This is a genomic window from Desulfovibrio sp. TomC, from assembly GCF_000801335.2.
GTDB lineage: Bacteria > Desulfobacterota > Desulfovibrionia > Desulfovibrionales > Desulfovibrionaceae > Solidesulfovibrio.
Map to the genome: position 1 here is coordinate 1 of NZ_JSEH01000005.1, position 17067 is coordinate 17067.

Sequence of the window (17067 nt, forward strand, 5' to 3'; positions counted from 1 at the left end):
CGCCACTCGGCCCTGGCCGTCCTGGCCGAGCCGCCGCAGACCGCCGACGTGGCCGGGCTCGCGGCGTTGGTCCGGGCTGTGGCCCAAGGCCGGGCCGCTGTGGCCGCCCTGGGCCGGCGACAGGCCGTGCAGGCCGCCCTGGCCCTGCCGCCGGACGTCGCCGACGTGCGCCCCCTGGCCGAACTCATGCGGGACCTGACCGCGGCCCGGACTGCTGTGGCCGCCCACACCGCCGCCCTGGCGGACAGGGAGCGCGCGCTTACCGCCTTTGCCGAGGGCGTTGGCCAGCGTCTGGCCGCCCTTGGGGCCTGCCCGTTGTGCGGCGGCGAACTTTCGGCCGAATCCTTTTTGGGCGGCAGCCACCGCCATCAGCCGTCGGCCGTTTCGGAGGCCTCATGACCCTGCCGGTGCGCCGGGCTGGCGGCCTGCTCCTTATTCCCGATCCCCATGTGGCGGCCACACCGCCCATGCAGCGGCTCGATTCCTACATGGACGACGTGCTGGCCAAGTTGGCTGCCTGTCTGGACCAGGCCGCAGCCGAGGATCTCGTGCCGGTGGTCCTGGGCGATCTGTTCCACTGGCCGCGCGAAAATCCCAACGTGGTCATGGTGGCGCTTATTGAGCTTTTCCGCGACCACCATCCTTACGTGCTGGTCGGCAACCACGACAAATATCAGGCCCGGTTCACGGCCGACACCTCGCTTGCCGTCCTGCGCGCCGCCGGAGTGTGCGAGGTCCTGGACGAGCCCGGGCTCTTTTTGCGCCTGGAGACGCCGACCGGTCCGGCGGTGATCGGCGCGTCCCCGGATGGCGCGGCCATCCCGCTTTCCGTGGACAAGGCAGACGGGGAGGAGAGCGTGTGGCTCACCCACCACAACGTGGGTTTTCCGGACTTTTTGGACAAGCACGTCAAGATCCGGGAGATCCCGGGCCTGGATTGGCTCATTAACGGCCACATCCACCGGCCCCAGCCGACGGTTGCGGCCGGCTGCACCCGTTGGGCCAATCCCGGCAACGTGACCCGGCTCAAATTTACCCGCAGCGCCGTGACGCGCGTGCCGGCCGCGGCCGTCTGGCGGCCCGGGGCAGCGGACCTTGTCCACTGGACCGTGCCGTACCGCCCCTTTGCCGAGGTGTTCCCGGACCAGGAATTCCCGCCCGAAGACAGCGCCCCGGCCGAGGTCCAGTCGCGCTTTCTCGAAGGCCTGGCCCGGCTGGCCTGGAAGCGCACCCGGGAGGGGGCCGGTCTGGGTGAATTTTTGCGCGCCAACCTCAACCCCGAGCACCCGGAGTCTGCCGTCATCTGGGAGCTGTACCGCGAGGTCACCGATCATGCCGATGCCGACTAAAGTTGTTGCCGCCGATGCCGACGCCAGCCTGGAACGCGAACTGGCCGGACTCAAAACCGCTTATGAGCGGTTGCGGGACGACAAGGTGCGCACCGAACAGGATTTGCGCCACCAGCAGACCCAGCTGGCCGAACTGGAAGCCAAGGCCCGGGCCGATTACGGCACGGCCGATCCCGAAGCCCTGGCCCGGCTTTTGGAAGAAAAACGCCAGGAAAACGCCCGGCTGGTGGCCGAATACCGTGAGCACATTGCGGCGGTCAGGCGCGATCTCGAGGCCGTGGAGCAGGATTTTGCCGGCTGATTTTTTTGAAGCTGCAGGTGGTCAAACATCGCAAGCATCGCCGGATCTGGCTGCCCTGGTCGAGGAGCGCCAGGACCTGACGCGCCGCCTGGATCGGCTCTCCGGGCAGGCCTCGGCCAAGGCCGAGGCCTTTATCGAGTCGCGCCGCCAACTCCTGGCTGCCGAGGCCTTTCTCGACCTTGCTCCCCGGGCGGCGGCGCGCCTGGAAGACCTGACCCGGGAACTTTTTGGCGAGGTGCTCGATGAGATCGAAACCGACCTGACCCATGCCGTGCGCGAAATCCTTGGCCAAAACCGTACCGTGGTCACCCGGCGCGAGGTCAAAAACGGCAAGCTCTTCATTGAATTCGAGATGGAGCAGGACGGCAGGACCGAGGACATCTACGTCGGCCAGGGCGGGTCGGTGTGCAACATCCTGTCCGTCGGCCTGCGGCTGGTCGCCCTGTCCCAGCTCGACCCCGACCGGCACAGGCCCTTTCTGGTGCTCGATGAACAAGACTGCTGGCTGCGCCCGGACCTCGTGCCCGGGTTCGTGCGCCTGATTGCCGCCATCGCCGACCGGCTCGGCATTCAGGTGCTTTATATCAGCCACCACCCGGTCGATCTGTTTGCCCTGGAGGCCCGGCGCGTGTTCGGCCTGCGCCCGGGGCGCGAAAACGGCCCGACCCTGACGATCCTGGCCGATCGAACGGCCGGCGCTGCCGGTGCGGCCGAGCTTGCGGCTCCGTACGCCGAGGGCCGGACGGCCCCGGGCGGCGAATAAGCGACTTGTCCTGACGCTTCCCGGCCTGGGCCAACCGTCTCCCGTTTGGGCCGGGAGGGGGCCGCCTCATTGCTTCCCACCGGTCAGGAGCCGCAGCAGGTTCCCCAAAGACGCCACGCGCTGGCCGTTGGAGCGCGACCCGGCGGGGCTTGGACCGTTGTTCACCCCCACGTTCCGACGCTGAGACAGCCCAACCCGTCTCTTTCCCCCTGCCTCGGCCAGTCCCTGCACGGCGCGTCGGCCGGTTGGCCATGCCTTGGCGGGTTTTGTGAAGCGCCCGCCCGCCGTGGCTTTGCGACTGTAGGATCGGTTCAAGCCGCTTTCTTTTCCCCGTGTAAGCAGGTATGAATACGATAGTGCGATTTGCCTGTATACGAGACGGGGTGAGTGTCCTGTAAACTTCAAAGAGTGGGGGGAAGATATGAAAAGAACCGTATTTGTTCTGGTTTTGCTGGCGTTCACGGCGACTGCCGGTTGGGCCATGGATTTGCATGAGGGGTTTGACGGGAAGAAATGGGGTGGGGAGTGTAGTGAATATTTTTCCGCTCCGGAATGGAAAATATATCACGCAAATCCAATCTGGAATAAAAAGAATAGGACGCTAACCCTGTCTTTTGATGAGGCCAATGCTGCAAAGTCAAAGTTTATCTTGAAATATTACCAGACGCAGAAGGTCAAATTCGAAGATTTTTCTTTGCTGAATGTGTACTATGGATGCAGCAAGGATACAAATAAACTTTCTCTTGTTGTTGTCAGGTATTCTGTCCCGTCGTCAAAGGCCATTTTGGCCAAGCTCATCGAGCGTCTTGGCCAGCCTACGACAAAAAATATTGCTCAAACCATCTGGGATTTGGATGATATTTATGTTCAATTTGAACAATCTATAATTATTTTCTACTGGAAGCAGGCGGGTTTGCCCAACTGATTTCTTGCCTGTGCGTCTGTCCTCAGGCCATCAAGCGAAGCGCTTCGCAACACAGAACGAATGTGTTGCGAGGCGCTTTTGCAATACGACCGATCGCATGGAAGAAGCGCATGGTCCCAAATGCTCACGCCTCTTCCTGTCTCTTCTTGCCACTGGCGCGCATCGGACTTGGCAACGCGCCCGGTCAAATCCAACGGACCCCAGGTGGGATTCCAAAGGGCTCAGCCCTTTGGCCGCCGGAGGCTCTCTTTTCTCCGCTCCTCGCGCTCTCCCCCATCATCCGCAACTGAAGCAGTTGCAGCTCGGGCAGGCCGGGCAGCTGCAGCCCAGGCAGCTTTGGGGCGAGGTCGCCAGTTCTTCGCTGTAGGCCGCAAACGCCGCCGCCGGCACGGCCCGGGTCACGGCAAAAAGTGAACCGGTGAGGATGACGGCCAGGACCGCGCAACAGACAACCGCGCGCATACTTCGTACTCCTTACATATTTTTGACGAGAAATTGCAGGATCATGCGGCGGCTGATCTCGCCGACCAGGACGCCGTTGGGATCGATGACCGGCACGGCCGGGATGCCCCGTTCCACAATCAGTTCGTTGGCCATGACGAACAGGTCTTCGGGGTGGGCAAAGGGATAATCCGAGTCCATGATGTCGCCGACCGGCGTATCGGAGATGGCGGCCATGTTGTGGCGCAGGGCGTCGAGCAGTTCCTCGCGCCCGTCGAGCAGCCCGGCCTTGGCCTGGGCCGTGATCTGGGGCGAGACGATGGTGGAGAGAAACGAGTGGATGGTCACCACTCCGAGCAGCCGGTCGCAGTGGTCCACCACATAGGTGTTGCGAAACACGTGGGTCATGCCGCCGTACCAGATGAGCACATGGCCGACCGGCGCTTCCGGGCGGACTTTGATGACAGTCGTGCGCATGATGTCGGCGATCTGCATTGGGGCCCTCGGGTGTCGTTTGTGAAAAAAAGTACGAAAAACATACCATCGCCCGCCAGCCCCGTAAAGGCATTCCAGCCGTGAACAAGGCAGGATCGTACAAGAATTTTCCCGGCCGCCCGGCCATGGTGCCCGAAACATCGGAGGAAGCCATGGACACAAATCCGCAGACCGCATTGGCAACAGGCCGCACCATCCACACCGCGACCGGCAGCCGCCAGGCTGCCGACATCCCCTGGAAAGACCACCCGGCCTTTGCCGGGGTGGCCCTGCGCCATCTCGTTACCGCCGCCGATACCGAGGGGGCGCTGAGCTGCCATCTCGTGCGCCTTGATCCCGGGGCCAGCCTTGCCAGCCACGTCCATGACGGGCAATGGGAACTCCATGAGGTGGTGGCAGGCTCGGGGACGGCAAGCTTAAACGGCGCACCGGCCGACTATCTCCCGGGCGTGGCCGCCGTCATCCCCCGGAGCGTGCCCCACGAGGTCACGGCCGGCGAGCAGGGCCTCACTCTCTACGCCAAGTTCTTTCCGGCGCTGCTGTAGCAATGGGGGAGCGGGAAGACGGGGGGAGTGCCTCCGGCGGCCAAAGGGCTGAGCCCTTTGGAATCCCACCTGGGGGGCGTTTGATTTGCCCGAGTGCGTTGCCACGTCGATGCGCGCAAGGGGAACAGGAAAAGATCGGAAGACGTGTATAAACGAGTTGGTGGCGTTGTTTTGCAGGACGGGAGTAGAAACCCTGCAAAGGAGTTGCAGATGGCCGTAGCACCCATCCTGACCGTCGCCCGGCATCCGGCTATGCCGGGACTTGAGGCCGTGACCGGGATGGGTGTGGCCGCCGACATCGTGGCCCATGCCCACATGGCCGTGGTGGTGGGGCTGTGTTTGAACGGCGGACGACGCATCCTGTCCGGGGGCGGCCAGTGGCCCATCGAGGCCGGGCAAGGCTTTGTGGTGCCGGCCGGGGTCCGCCACAGCTGTTCGCCGCTGGATGCGGCCGGGCACGCCTATCTGGCCCTGGCCATCCGGCCGGAAGCGTTGCTGCGGGCCGGGGTGGCGTCAGGCGCGCCGGAAGTCTGGGTGCGCTCGTGGCAGGGGCGGGAGCCGGCCGCATTGGTTGAGCGGCTGGCCGGCCTCCTGGCCGGGGAAGGGGACGGAGCCGGCGAGGCCCTGGAGATACTGGCCGCCCTGGCCGCCAGCCTTGGCCTCAAACCGGGCATTGCCCTGCCGCCCCATCCGGCCACGCTGCGGGCCAGGGCGGCCATGGACGCCGATCCGGCCGCTGCCCACAGCCTGTCTGCCCTGGCCCGGCTGGCCGGGGTCGGGGAAACCTATCTGGAGCGGGTTTTTGCCCGCGATGTCGGAATGCCCGTGGGCCAATATCTGCTCACCCGCCGGGTCCGGCTGGCCGCCTCGCGCATTGCCGACGGCGAACCCCTGGCCGAGGCCGCCCTGGCCGCCGGCTTTTACGACCAGAGCCACCTGACCCGCCATTTTAAGCAACGCATGGGCGTCCCCCCGGGGGGGTATAGCGAGGAGAGACGGGAAGAGCCGGCGGCCGGGGATAAAGGCAGAAGATGCCTCCGGCGGCCAAAGGGGTGACCCCTTTGGAATCCCTCTTGGAAGGCAAGCTGTCAGGGGGGTGACGCCTGCACCTTGAAAACTTTCCCCATTGCAGGGGTCCGGGGGGATGATCCCCCCGGCCGCCGGAGGCATCTCCGAGAGAAAGCCGGCTACGACGTTACGGCGCAGGCGTCGTCGGCGCGGCCGGGGCTGTTGCAACGGCGTCCGGCCGGCACCAGGCGCTGGTCTTGTCGTCAAACAGGCCGGACAGGGGCAGCAGCAGCACAAAGGTGATGGCCAGAAGCGACAGCCAGGTTTCGTACTTGCGGTTGTCGGCCGGTGCTGCGGCGGCGCTGAGCAGGCCAACGGCCGTGCAGCCGATGGCCATGTCCAGGCAGGCGTTTATGGGCGAGAGCTTGGGCACGGCCACCAACGGTATGAACAGCGCCCCGAGCACGGCTCCGCCGGCCAGAAAGAGCAGGGTTTTGCGGGGATGGCCCGGTTCGCTTTGCCCGGCGGCGGCAGCGGCCAGGACCGCTGCCGCGCCAAGGGCCACGCCAAGCGGCAGCAGGCCGGCCGCCAGCCCGGCGATGAGGCCCGGAGGGAGAAACGTGCCGCTGCCTGTGCTGACAAACCCCCGCTCCAGCCGGGAAAGGAGCAGGGCCGCCGGCAGGGCCACGGCGACAAGGCCCATGGCCGGGGCCAGACAATCGGCTGGATTGCTGTCGCGGGACAGCCGGCGGACAAGGCGCGTGCCGAGAAACAGGCCAAGGCCCAGGCAGACCAGGGCCAGGACAATGACGATGGCCGTGTGGTCGGGGTAGGCCCCGCATATTTCGCGGCCGATAAGCACAAGCAGGGCCGCGCCGGCAAAGCCGATTGCGCCGAGGACCGGCAGGGGCCGGCCGTGGCGGAGAGGGGGTGTTTTCATAGAAACAGGTTCCTGAACCGGGCGAAAAGGCTCATCGCCTCGGCGGTTGCGTCGGGGTTGGAGGAGGCGTGGTTGGCGGCGGCCCGGGTCTCGAAAATGGCCCGCACGCGGTCGACCACCACGGGATGGCGGGCCAGGACCATGCGGAAGCCCTCGCGGTCGACCACCAGACACACGGTTGGTTCCAGGGCGCGTACATCGGCCTGCCGGGGTTCACCGGTCAGAAGCGCCATTTCGCCGAAAATCTGCCCGGCCGACAGTCGGGCCAGTTCCCGATCGTTTAAGTACACCCCGACCAGTCCGGACAGGATGATGTTCATGGTGGTGCCGGTCTCGCCCTTGGCCATGACCGTCTGGCCCGGGGAAAACGTCCGGGACACCGAAGCCCGCATGAGCAGACGCCGGTCCGCTTCGGCCATGCCGGCGAGCAGCCCCACCTCGGCCAAGGCGGCGAGCTGTTCCGGGGAGGCCACGGTTTGGGTCGCGGGCTTGGTCATGACGATCTGGCGCAGGGGGGGCGGGATGGGGATGCCCTGCTCCATGAACTGGTACCAGACGGCGGACAGGACGGCGTCGATGGAGGCCAGCCGGGCGTTGAAGGCGGCGATGTAGTAGACGGCGACGTAGACGATGCGGTCAGCCTGGATTTCCTGGAGCCGGGCGGCCGGGGCCGGGTCGCGCAGCACGCCCTCGGCCCGGCGAAGGGCAGTCAGGATGGCCGATTTGACGGCCACGGGCGGCGCATCCACCGGGGCCGGAATACTGATGATCTGGCGCAGATGGGAGGCCGGCCGGTCGTAGTTGACCAGACGTTCCTTGGCCACGGTGTTGTTGGGCAACAGCACGGCGTTGGCGTCCAGGGTCACGACCTTGGTATAGCGCCAGGTCACCTCGGTCACCTTGCCTTCCACATCGCCCACGCGAATCCAGTCGCCCTCCTGGAAGGGCTTTTCCATTTGCAGGAGCAGGCCGGAAAAGAGACTGCCGATGGTGTCCTGCATGGACAGGCCGATGACGGCGGTCAAGATGGCCGAGGAGGTGAGCAGCGGTCCGAGCTGAATGTCGAGAATGTCCCGCATGCCCCAGCCGGCCAGGACCGCCAGGATGAGAAACTTGGTAAGATCCTGGAGGATGTGGCGGCCGGGTTTGCCGTCGCCCCGGACCGGAGAAATTTTTAAGAAGAAAAAGTCCACGCCGTGGCGGGCGATCATCCAGAGGATGACCAGGGCGGCCAGGGAAAAGGCGGTTTGCCCCTTGCCGGTCGCGCCGTCCGGCAGGCTCCACTGGAGCAGCCACAAAAGTCCAAGTCCGCAAAGCCACTTGACGAGCCCCCCCAACGAGCAGCTAATGACGTTGCGGCGGCAAAGCAGGCGAAGGGCCAGGGTCACGGCCAGAAAGACGGCCAGGGCGGCGGCCAGGCGCGCGCCGAGGGCCACAACGGCGTGGCTCAGGCCAGTCAGGCTGGCCAGCAGGGACAAAGGGCCAGTGGGCAAGGGCCGGACCTCCTTGGACGACGAAGTTCCCCAAAAACGATCCCACTCCTACGTGCCGGGCGCTCGGGCGTCAACGCGGCAGCCATAGTGCGCAACAGGACGGTCTCCGTGTCGAAGAAAAAAGCAGAACGCCCTGATCCGACAAGCCTCGGTCTGGCCCGGGTGGGGGTGGAAAGCCATGCCCACCTCGACGGCGAGGACTTTTCGCCCGAGGAACTCGGGGACGTCCTTGACCGGGCGGCGGCGGCCGGTCTGGCCCAGGTGGGCAACGTGTTTCTGGGGCCGGCGGCCTATCAGGCCAACCGGGGGCTGTTTGCCAACCGGCCCGAGGTCTTTTTCCTGATGGGCATCCACCCCTGCGATGCGGCTAAGGCCCCGGCCGGGGCGGTTGCAGCCATGGAAGCGGCTTTTCGGGCCGATCCCAACCTGCGGGCCGTGGGCGAGATCGGACTCGACTACCACTGGGACGCCACCACGGCCGAGCTGCAAAAGGCGCTTTTTCGGGACCAGCTGGCCCTGGCCCGGGAGCGTAACCTGCCGGTCGCCGTCCACAGCCGCGAGGCCGAGGCCGACACCCTGGCCATCCTCGACGACCTGGGCTTTCCCGGCCGGCCGCTGGTGTGGCACTGCTTTGGCGGCGACGCCGCCCTGGCCCGGGAAATCACCTCGCGCGGCTACCATATCTCCATTCCCGGTCCCGTGACCTATCGCAAGAACACCGCCCTGGCCGAGGCCGTGGCCGGCCTGGATACGGCCCGTCTGCTCCTTGAGACCGATGCCCCGTACCTGACGCCCGAACCCTGGCGCGGCAAACGCAACGAACCGGCCCTGATCGTGTTTACGGCCCGGCGCGTGGCCGAATTGCTGGACCTGCCCGTGGCCGATCTCTGGCAGTTGGCCGGGGACAATGCCCGGGCTTTTTTCCGGTTGTGACGGCGGCGTGGCTGGGGCCAAAGGCTCCGCGGCTTGCCCAAAAGCCGGTGGCGCGCTAGGGTTGCTCCATGTCCTTTTGACCAAAACGGGAGACCCGAAGCTATGGCCCTCGAAATCACGACCCAGGGCGACATCGACCAGATTGTCGTCTCCTCGCTGTCCCGCGCCTTTGTGCAGAAAATTTATCGGCACTGCTGGGGCAAGAACAATACGCCCTATTTTGCCGGCAACTGCTTCAAGGGCGTGCTCTATTTCGACGAACGCCTGGCCATCAAATACGCCGAGGACGTGGGATTCCCCTGGCGGGGCTGGCTGTCTGCGCCAAAGTTCCACCATCGCACCGGGGCCAGCCTGGACCATAGCCTGGGCCTGACCGTTCGCCACGACCAGGGCGAGCTGGATCTCTCGGCCATGGGGACGGCGCTGGTGGAAAACCGGCTGCGCCTTGACGGGTTCCTGGAACTGCTTGGCGAAGACGAGGTCCTGGCCGTGCTTGGCGCTGTGGACAAGGGCGAGATGGTCTTTTCCCTGCCGGATTTCACCGGACCCTTTGATCCGGAAAAGCTGACCATTGCCGTGGACCGGCTGTCGGATCTGTACTGCGAGGAGACCGTGGTCACGGGGATGCTCTACGACGGGCGCACCATGAGCATGGAAACCGGGGAATCCCGGGGCAAGAGCATGGTCGATCCGCTGCTGATCGGCCGCGACGGCAAACTGCTCGACATGTACGATTTCGGCTAGCGCTGCACAGGGGGCGGGAACGGGAGTGCTTGACGTCGTACCCCGGGCCTCTTATGAAAATACGATCTCTGTTTCCCGTGTGACGCCGGCGCCGCGCAAACCGATTCCGGAGGAAGAGGCACCGTGAAATCCGTACTGGTTGTGGACGATGATCCGAGTATCCGGGCGTTGATCCGGTTGTATCTGGAGAGCACCGGCTATGGCGTTATCGAGGCTGCCGACGGGCGACGGGCCATGGCGGTCCTGGACGGGCAGGCCGTGGACCTGGTTATTCTCGACATCTTCATGCCGGAGATGGATGGGTTGGAAGTCTTGCAGGTGCTGCGCGGCCACAGCGAGAGCTGCAAGGTCATGGCCATCTCGGGCGGATCCGCCAAGATCGGCATGGACCTGCTTGGCCATGCCACCATTTTCGGGGCCGACGCCGTGCTGGAAAAACCCTTCGGCGAGGCCACACTGCTTGGCAAAGTGGCCGGGCTGATCGGACCGGCGGCCGAGTAGGCCACAACCAGGCATCGGAGACGGCCGCCTCAGGCCGGCCAGTCGAGGCGGGCCTTGGCGAGCAGGGCCGACGCCCACTCCCAGGCCGTGCCGGCGGCAACCCTGTCTCCCTGCTCTCCGGCCCGTTCCAGGGCGGCGCCGGCCTGGGCCAGTTCGGAAAAGCCGTACGAACCGGCTGATCCCTTGAGCCTGTGCCCCTGGGCGCGGACCGCCTCCAGGTCGCCGGCGCGCAGCGCCGTCTGGACCGCCTCCAGAGCCTGCCGGGAAACATCGTAAAAGACAGGCAGCAGTGCCGCCAGCCGGGCTGGATCCGGGGCGTCGCCGCGCGTGGCTGCATCGGGTTGGACCGGCAGTGGTTCGTTCCGTCCGAGGTGGCCCAGCAATACACCCAGCATGGCCGCTTTGCGGACCGGTTTGACCAGAAAATCGGTAAAGCCCGCCTCCTGGCAGCGCAGCCGGTGTTCGTCCAGGGCATGGGCCGTCAGGGCCAGGATGGGCACGGGCGTAGTGCCCCGGGCCTGCTCCAAGGCCCGGATGCGCCGGGTGGCCTCATAGCCGTCGACAATCGGCATCTCCAGATCCATCAGCACCAGATCGTAGGCATTGGCCGTGAAAAGCTCCACCGCCCGGGCGCCGTTTACCGCCTCATCGATGCTGAAGTGGTCGCTTTCCAGAAACAGGCGGATAAGCGCCAGATTGTCGCGGTTGTCGTCAACAATGAGGAGTCTGGGTGGGGCGAGAGTTTGGGACATGGCAGATCACCAGGGCCGGTCTGGCCGGTCACAGGGCTCATTTCCATTGAAATCAAATATGGAAATTGCCTGTTTGCCATGGAAAAGGCAATGAGAAATGCCCGTTACGGGCGCAGGCAGATCGTGGCTTCCGGGCACATGTCGGTTAAATCGCGCAGAAAGCCTTCCACCCGGCCGGCCTCGTCCGGGCTGTAGAGGAGGCGCACCACGGCGGCGAAACGGTCCACCACCGTGGGCACGGCCAGATTGTCCTCGGCCTGGAGCAGAAAGGTGAGTAGCGCCACATGTTTGGGGAGCAGGCGCACATAGAGCCGGGCCGAGATGACTGGCGTCGGATGGCGGCGGCGGCGCAGCGGCCGGTTGCGACGGCTCACAGGGTCTCGCAGCCGGTTTCGGTGATAAGGGCCATATGCTCCCACCGGGCGCCGCCCCACTCGGGATAGTACAACCCCGGCTCCACCGTCACCACCATGCCCGGTTCGAGCAGGCCGTCGGCCGAAGGGTTGAGGCTTGGCCCCTCGTGGGTCTCCAGGCCAATGCCGTGCCCCAGGGAGTGGGTGAACCGCTCGGCCACGCCTTCCCGGACAAAGACTTCCCGGGCCAGGGCATAGGCCTCCCGAAAGCTCATGCCCGGCCCGAGCCGGTCCAGGGCTGCGGCCTGGGCGGCCTTGACCCGGGAGAGCATGGTGGCAAAACGCTCGGGCGGCGTATCTCCCACCCAGACGGTGCGGGTCTGGTCCGAACAGTAGTCAAAGGCCCGGCCGCCCACATCCACCAGGACCAGACAGCCGTCGGCGATGACGGTCTCGCCCGGAATGGCGTGGGGCAGGGCGGCGTTGGCGTCGACGGCCACAATGGGGGCAAAGGCCAGTTCGCTGGCCCCAAGGTCCCGAAAGCGCTTCTCGATTTCCCAGGCGGCCTGTCCTTCGGTGCGCCCCGGCAGGAGGATGCCCGGCAGGCTGGCCATGACCCCGTGGTTGATGGCGGCCGAGCGGCGCATTCGCTCGATCTCGCCGGCATCTTTGCGCAGGCGAAGCGGCTCGACCAGCATCCCGGCAGCTTGCAGCGGGATCTGCTCGGCCAGTCGGGCGTGGGTGTCAAAGGACAGGCTCGAGGCCTCAAAGGCCAGCCGGCGCACGCCCCGATCCTTGAGAAAACCGGCAATGGCGGCAAAGCGGCCGGCCCCGTAGATGCATAGATCAGCCTCGGGCCACAGGCGCAGAGCCGCGTCCCGGTAGCGGGCGTCGGTAAAAAGAAAATCCGGACCGTCGGCCGTGACGCACAGGTAGCCGGCCGATTCGTTGCATTGGGGATCGTGGAGCTCAAAACCGCTCAGGTAATAGCGGTTGGCGGCGTGGGAAATAAGCAGGGCCTCATGGCCCAAGGCTCCGAGGGTGCGGCGCAGGCGGTCGCGCCGGGCGGCGTACAGGGCGCTGTCGGAAGGGATGTTCACGGGTGTCGATGCTCCTTGGGGCGGGATGCTGGTCCTGCCGGGGAGGTGTTTCAGATCAGGCCGCCGGCGTCAACCGGGCCGGACTCACAGGGTATAGACGGTTTCCGGCCGGCCAAGCGCCAGCCGTTCGGCCCACTCGATGCCCTGCATGATGGAATGGTCCATGTTGCCGACCTCGTATTTCCAGCCGCCAAAGCGCCCCCGGGACTGGATGCCCCGGCGCTCCAATTCCGGCTGGAGCACGGCCAGGGCGGCGTCGCGGTCCAGGCAGGGAATGGGGTAGGCATAGTCCACCCGCATCTCCCAGGTGGCCTTGCGCCGAGCCAGATCCTCGGGGGCGATGAGGGTGGTGGCCACCAGCCCTTCCAGGGTCCTGGCCGTCAGCGTGGCCGGATCGGCCGGCTTGTAGGCGGAAAAGCTCGTCTCGGTCATCAGCGCCCGGCTGCGCGCGGTCAGGCCGTCCGGGTCCGGGGTGTTGTTGGGCGAATAGATGTGAAAGTTGGTGACCCGGTAAAAGGGACAGTCCGCTTCCGGGAAATACATCCAGCAGCGGGGATCGGGGCTGGCTCCGGCAAAGCCCAGGCCGTGGATGTGGGAGCCGCTGTGCTTGAGGTGGGCTGCGGCCCGGCGCATGGTTTCGCTGGCGTCGGTCAGTTGCTCGGCGACCAGCATGTCCAGAGGGCCGGTGGAGAGGAGATGGTCGTAGGCGACGGTCTCGCCCGAGCCGGTCAGTACGGTTTTGCCGGCTGCGTCGATGCGCCGGACCGGTTCGCCCAGGCGCAGCCGGTCGGCAAACCGTGCGCCCAGGCGGCGAAAAATCTCGCCGGTGCCGCCGGACAGGGGAAAGCTGAAGGTGTTGTTGGGACCCCAGGCCACGTCGTCGGCGGCATAGATGATGTTTTTGATCACCCGGGCGGCGTCCACCACCGACACCCGTTCGCCGATCCAACGGTGGGACATGGTCTCGGCCGGATGGGCCCAGACTTTGAAATTATAGGGGGTCATGAACAGCCGGGCGATGCCCGGACCAAACACCCGGTCAATCCATTCCCCGAAATGGGCCGGTGGGGCAGAGTGGACGCCTGTTTGGGCCTCGCGTCCGGCGGCCAGCAGGCCTTCGACGCATTCCCAAACCAGATCGGGCGGCAGGCGGCGGATGTTGTTTTGGAAAGGGTAGGGGACAAAAGTCTGGGCCACGCGAATCCAGGATTCGCGCTGGTGGCGCAGGATTTCGTCGCCAAGCAGTTCCTCGAGCAATCGGTCAAAGGCCTGATAGTGGGAAAAAACCACGTGCCCGCCCACGTCCCAGGTGAAGCCGGCCGGGTCGGTGAAGCTGGCGGCCAGTCCGCCGACGTAGGGCTGGCGCTCCAGGACCAGGAAGTCGTTTTCGCCGAGCTCGGCCAGCCGGTTGGCCGCGCCTAGGCCGGTCGGTCCGGCTCCGATGATCAGATATTTGACGTGCATGGATGCCTCCGGGGGACTGGCGGCAGGCAGGCAAGAACAGGGCCAGCCGGGCCTGTCAAAAAAAATCCCGGGTCCGGATAGGCCGGACCCGGGAGGAAACATGGTTTGCCGGGCGATTACCAGTCCGGGCGGCGGGGGGGACGCGGAGCGCGGGGTTTGGCCTCGTTGACCTTGAGGCTGCGACCCTCGAACTCGGCCCCGTCCAGAGCCTGGATAGCCTCGTTGGCGGCGTTGTCGTCATCCATCTCCACGAATCCGAAGCCGCGCGGTTTGCCAGTCTCGCGGTCGGAAATCAGTTTGACGGATTGCACGGCCCCATAACGGCCAAACAGGTCACGGACACTTTCCTCGGTGGTGCGGAAGGGCAGGTTGCCAACATAGATGTTTTTGGACATGAGACACGGACTCCCAAAACGGTTGACGTCAGCGAACGCGAAGCGTGGACGGAGGACGGCTACCCGCCGGCTACGCTCCTCCCCAGGACGATCCCATCGGCCGCAGGGCCGTGATAGGCCTGACATTGGAGTGCATCCGTCGGCTATGACGGCAGGATGAGAGAAAGCAGTCTGTGTGCACTCGGTGTTAAGACTCCGTCAGCATCGCGTCGCACAAGGTCCCGGGAGGAAGTTCACGCACCACACGCGGTATCGTCACGGGTTTGAGCGAATATTGGAAAGAATATCGGACCCCGCAAGGGCTGGCAAGAAAAAATTGTTCCTTACTGCCCTTATCCCTTGAATTTTTACATCTTTCAGCGGCGTTGCCGAGACGTTTCCGACCCTTGTGGGCTGGAGACCAGGCTGCCGGTCCGCGAGGGCCGGTGTGTGATGCATCCGACACGAAATCATGCTATTTGTTAGTGGTGCGACAGCGCGTTTCTGCAGCTGTTGTTATTTGGATGGCTGGAGGATGTATGGCAGCCAAGCTGGAAGCAGAGCGTTTTGCCGTGGCCGCGTCGCTTCGGGAGTCCTACAAGATGGGGATCGGGACCACCACCAAGGAAGGTGAGCGGGTGCTGTATTACTATGCCGAAAAAACACCCGAGACCGGTATCCGGATTCAGGCCTTAAACGGCAACAGCGTGCCCAGCGGCGAAGTGACGCCAGTGACCGAGGAGGAGTTTTTAAGCAAGTTCAAGCCCGAGCCTCTGCTGTACTACAATCTGGTCAAGCCGCGCATGGAGTCCATGCAGCTGGAGCTGGCGCGCGGCGAGAAGCACCTGGAGGCCGGGCGGCTGGAGCGGGCCGAGGAATCGTTTCAAAAGGCCCTGGAATATGATGCGGAGAACCTGCGGGCCATTTTCGGCCTGGGCAACGCCTATCTGGCCGGGGGCAAGCTCGACGAGGCCCGGGAGATTTTCGACAAGATCATGGGCATTGATCTGGCCTTTGGGCCGGACAATAAATTTCTGTTCAATGAATTCGGCATCCGGATGCGCAAGGCCGGCCTGCTGCCCCTGGCCCGGGATTATTACCGCAAGGCGCTTTCGGTCAGCGAGAACGACGAAAACCTGCTGTTCAACTTTGGCCGGGTGCTCTACGAGTTGCAAGAATTTACCGGGGCGGTGGAGGCGGCCGAGCAGTGTCTGGCCATCAACCCGGGGTTCCTTATTGCCGGCAAACTGGCCAAGGCCGCCCGCAAGGCGGCTGTCGCTGCGGCTCAGGCCATGGGCGACGCGCCGTCCGGGGCCTGACGCGGCAATACCGGCTACGGGCGGCGCCACGACAGGCTGCCCCCCAGCCGACCGTCTTGTCGGTCGGTGCCCAAAACCTCTTGTACAAACTTCTCCCAGTGGAGGGGTCCGGGGTTGTGCAATCGGCCGTCGGAGCAAAGGTGGTTCCCGGCAAACCCGTTTTTTTCTCGCTCCCGCTCACCGTCGCGGCAACGCCGCCACCCCCCTTAACCCCGTTGAGGGGTCCGGGGGGATCATCCCCCCGGCCGCCGGAGGCACTCTTCCTGCCTTTTCCCCCTCCCCCTTGCCTAAAACAAACAATCGATCAACTCGTCCGTCCCCACCCCCAGCAGATAGTCTCCCAAGGCCACGTCGCTTAGGTGTTGGGCCAGGGCGCTGCGGTCGTGGCGGCAGCCGGCGAGGCGCGTCTCCAGTTCGGCCACGTCGCGCCGGCCGAAATAGTCTCCCAAAAGCCGCACGGCCCGGATGACGCCGCCGGCCACATCTACGTGGGCCTCGACCAGCCCTCCGGGGGTGCGGCTGGTCCGGGTCAGGGCGTAGTCGGGCGAGGCTCCGAAATTCCAGTCGTAGCGGCGGTAGCGGCTTTCGGCCAGTTCGGCTGCGCCCTGGAGCTCTTCGGGACGAAGGCCGAGGGCTTCCCGGGGAGCGCCGGCCAGGACATGGTCCATGATGCGGTCCATGAATTCGGTCACGCCCATGGGGGCGGGCAGGTGGGCGGCGATGTTGGTGACCCGTTTGGCCACGCTTTTGACGGCCTTGTCCCGGTATTTTTCCGGGTCCACCCGCAGCGCGCCGGACAGGTCGGCCACGGCGGCGGAAAAGAGCAGCGTGCCGTGGTGGAGCACCCGGTCGCGCCAGATGTGCTGGGCATTGCCGGAGAATTTTTGCCCGTTGATGACCAGATCGTTTCGGCCTTCAAAGGCGCAGGGCACGCCCAGATCGGCGATGGCCGTCAGGATGGGGGTGGTGAAGCGCTGGAAATCCAGGCCGGTGCCGCCGCTGCCAAGGCTTATGAAGGTGAAATTGACGTTGCCGAGATCGTGAAAGACCGCGCCGCCGCCGCTTAAGCGGCGCACCACCGGGATGTTGCGGCTTCGGACGTAGCGTTCGTCGATCTGGGCCAGGGTGTTCTGGTTGCGCCCGACAATGACGGCCGGGGCATTTCGCCAGAGCATGAAGATGTCGCGGTCGGTGTGGCGCAAGAGCCATTCTTCGGTGGCCAGATTGAGGGCCGGGTCGGTGGCGGCCAGGACAATGGGACGCACGG

20 protein-coding genes and 1 pseudogene are annotated in these 17067 nt (G+C 65.2%); 11 read left to right on the forward strand and 10 right to left on the reverse strand.

Going from position 1 to position 17067, the window contains the following annotated elements:
* The 5 genes and pseudogenes from NY78_RS25210 to NY78_RS05795 all read left to right on the forward strand — a co-directional run.
* Positions 1-399 (forward strand): annotated as a pseudogene (locus NY78_RS25210) (AAA family ATPase); the annotation flags it as partial.
* Positions 396-1349, forward strand: a complete 954-nt coding sequence (locus NY78_RS05780) for a metallophosphoesterase (protein ID WP_043632968.1) — start codon at positions 396-398, stop codon at positions 1347-1349. The pseudogene NY78_RS25210 and the gene NY78_RS05780, both read left to right, overlap by 4 nt.
* On the forward strand, positions 1339-1650 hold the full coding sequence (locus NY78_RS05785) for a hypothetical protein (protein WP_043633481.1): 312 nt from the start codon (positions 1339-1341) through the stop codon (positions 1648-1650). The genes NY78_RS05780 and NY78_RS05785 overlap by 11 nt, the downstream gene beginning before the upstream one ends.
* The gene (locus NY78_RS05790) at positions 1640-2413 is read left to right on the forward strand and encodes an ATPase involved in DNA repair-like protein (protein WP_047960056.1); all 774 of its coding nucleotides are present in this window, start codon (positions 1640-1642) and stop codon (positions 2411-2413) included. Before NY78_RS05785 ends, NY78_RS05790 begins: the two co-directional genes overlap by 11 nt.
* A 421-nt stretch (positions 2414-2834) precedes the next feature.
* Positions 2835-3338, forward strand: coding sequence for a hypothetical protein (locus NY78_RS05795; RefSeq protein WP_053062143.1), 504 nt, complete (start codon positions 2835-2837; stop codon positions 3336-3338).
* A 276-nt stretch (positions 3339-3614) separates the two neighbouring features.
* On the opposite strand, the gene NY78_RS05800 is transcribed toward NY78_RS05795, so the two are convergent.
* Positions 3615-3800, reverse strand: coding sequence for a hypothetical protein (locus tag NY78_RS05800; protein ID WP_043632971.1), 186 nt, complete (start codon positions 3798-3800; stop codon positions 3615-3617).
* 12 nt (positions 3801-3812) lie between these two features.
* Complete coding sequence (locus NY78_RS05805) at positions 3813-4274, reverse strand: CBS domain-containing protein (protein WP_043632973.1); 462 nt, start codon at positions 4272-4274, stop codon at positions 3813-3815.
* A 152-nt stretch (positions 4275-4426) separates the two neighbouring features.
* On the opposite strand from NY78_RS05805, the gene NY78_RS05810 reads away from it, so the two are divergent.
* Together NY78_RS05810 and NY78_RS05815 are read left to right on the forward strand one after the other, a co-directional pair.
* A complete protein-coding gene (locus tag NY78_RS05810) occupies positions 4427-4819 on the forward strand; it encodes a cupin domain-containing protein (protein WP_043633486.1) in 393 nt (130 codons plus the stop codon).
* A gap of 210 nt (positions 4820-5029) precedes the next feature.
* The gene (locus tag NY78_RS05815) at positions 5030-5875 is read left to right on the forward strand and encodes a helix-turn-helix domain-containing protein (RefSeq protein WP_043632975.1); all 846 of its coding nucleotides are present in this window, start codon (positions 5030-5032) and stop codon (positions 5873-5875) included.
* A gap of 139 nt (positions 5876-6014) precedes the next feature.
* Here the strand turns inward: NY78_RS05815 and NY78_RS05820 are convergent, their stop codons facing one another.
* The gene (locus tag NY78_RS05820; RefSeq protein ID WP_043632976.1) at positions 6015-6767 is read right to left on the reverse strand and encodes a hypothetical protein; all 753 of its coding nucleotides are present in this window, start codon (positions 6765-6767) and stop codon (positions 6015-6017) included.
* Positions 6764-8260, reverse strand: coding sequence for a mechanosensitive ion channel family protein (locus NY78_RS05825; RefSeq protein WP_043632979.1), 1497 nt, complete (start codon positions 8258-8260; stop codon positions 6764-6766). Before NY78_RS05825 ends, NY78_RS05820 begins: the two co-directional genes overlap by 4 nt.
* 108 nt (positions 8261-8368) lie before the next feature.
* On the opposite strand from NY78_RS05825, the gene NY78_RS05830 reads away from it, so the two are divergent.
* The 3 genes from NY78_RS05830 (at position 8369) to NY78_RS05840 (ending at position 10438) form a co-directional block, all read left to right on the forward strand.
* Positions 8369-9193, forward strand: coding sequence for a TatD family hydrolase (locus NY78_RS05830; RefSeq protein ID WP_043632982.1), 825 nt, complete (start codon positions 8369-8371; stop codon positions 9191-9193).
* A 102-nt stretch (positions 9194-9295) separates the two neighbouring features.
* Positions 9296-9937: a hypothetical protein gene (locus NY78_RS05835; protein ID WP_043632983.1), complete on the forward strand. Its 642-nt coding sequence runs from the start codon at positions 9296-9298 to the stop codon at positions 9935-9937.
* Positions 9938-10060: 123 nt separating this feature from the next.
* On the forward strand, positions 10061-10438 hold the full coding sequence (locus NY78_RS05840) for a response regulator transcription factor (protein WP_043632986.1): 378 nt from the start codon (positions 10061-10063) through the stop codon (positions 10436-10438).
* 29 nt (positions 10439-10467) lie between these two features.
* Here the strand turns inward: NY78_RS05840 and NY78_RS25725 are convergent, their stop codons facing one another.
* The 5 genes from NY78_RS25725 to NY78_RS05865 form a co-directional block, all read right to left on the reverse strand.
* Positions 10468-11190, reverse strand: a complete 723-nt coding sequence (locus tag NY78_RS25725) for a response regulator (RefSeq protein WP_043632988.1) — start codon at positions 11188-11190, stop codon at positions 10468-10470.
* A 104-nt stretch (positions 11191-11294) separates the two neighbouring features.
* Positions 11295-11564, reverse strand: coding sequence for a DUF4911 domain-containing protein (locus NY78_RS05850; protein WP_043632990.1), 270 nt, complete (start codon positions 11562-11564; stop codon positions 11295-11297).
* Positions 11561-12643, reverse strand: a complete 1083-nt coding sequence (locus NY78_RS05855; RefSeq protein ID WP_082139897.1) for a M24 family metallopeptidase — start codon at positions 12641-12643, stop codon at positions 11561-11563. The genes NY78_RS05850 and NY78_RS05855 overlap by 4 nt, the downstream gene beginning before the upstream one ends.
* Positions 12644-12727: 84 nt before the next feature.
* A complete protein-coding gene (locus NY78_RS05860; protein ID WP_043632991.1) occupies positions 12728-14107 on the reverse strand; it encodes a protoporphyrinogen/coproporphyrinogen oxidase in 1380 nt (459 codons plus the stop codon).
* Between the two features lie 116 nt (positions 14108-14223).
* Positions 14224-14502, reverse strand: a complete 279-nt coding sequence (locus NY78_RS05865; RefSeq protein WP_043632993.1) for an RNA recognition motif domain-containing protein — start codon at positions 14500-14502, stop codon at positions 14224-14226.
* Positions 14503-15020: 518 nt separating this feature from the next.
* Between NY78_RS05865 and NY78_RS05870 the strand changes: the two genes are divergently transcribed.
* Entirely contained in the window at positions 15021-15800 is a 780-nt protein-coding gene (locus NY78_RS05870) for a tetratricopeptide repeat protein (RefSeq protein WP_043632995.1), read from the forward strand.
* Between the two features lie 287 nt (positions 15801-16087).
* Here the strand turns inward: NY78_RS05870 and NY78_RS05875 are convergent, their stop codons facing one another.
* Positions 16088-17065, reverse strand: coding sequence for a lipoate--protein ligase (locus NY78_RS05875; protein WP_043632996.1), 978 nt, complete (start codon positions 17063-17065; stop codon positions 16088-16090).
* Positions 17066-17067: the final 2 nt, after the last annotated feature.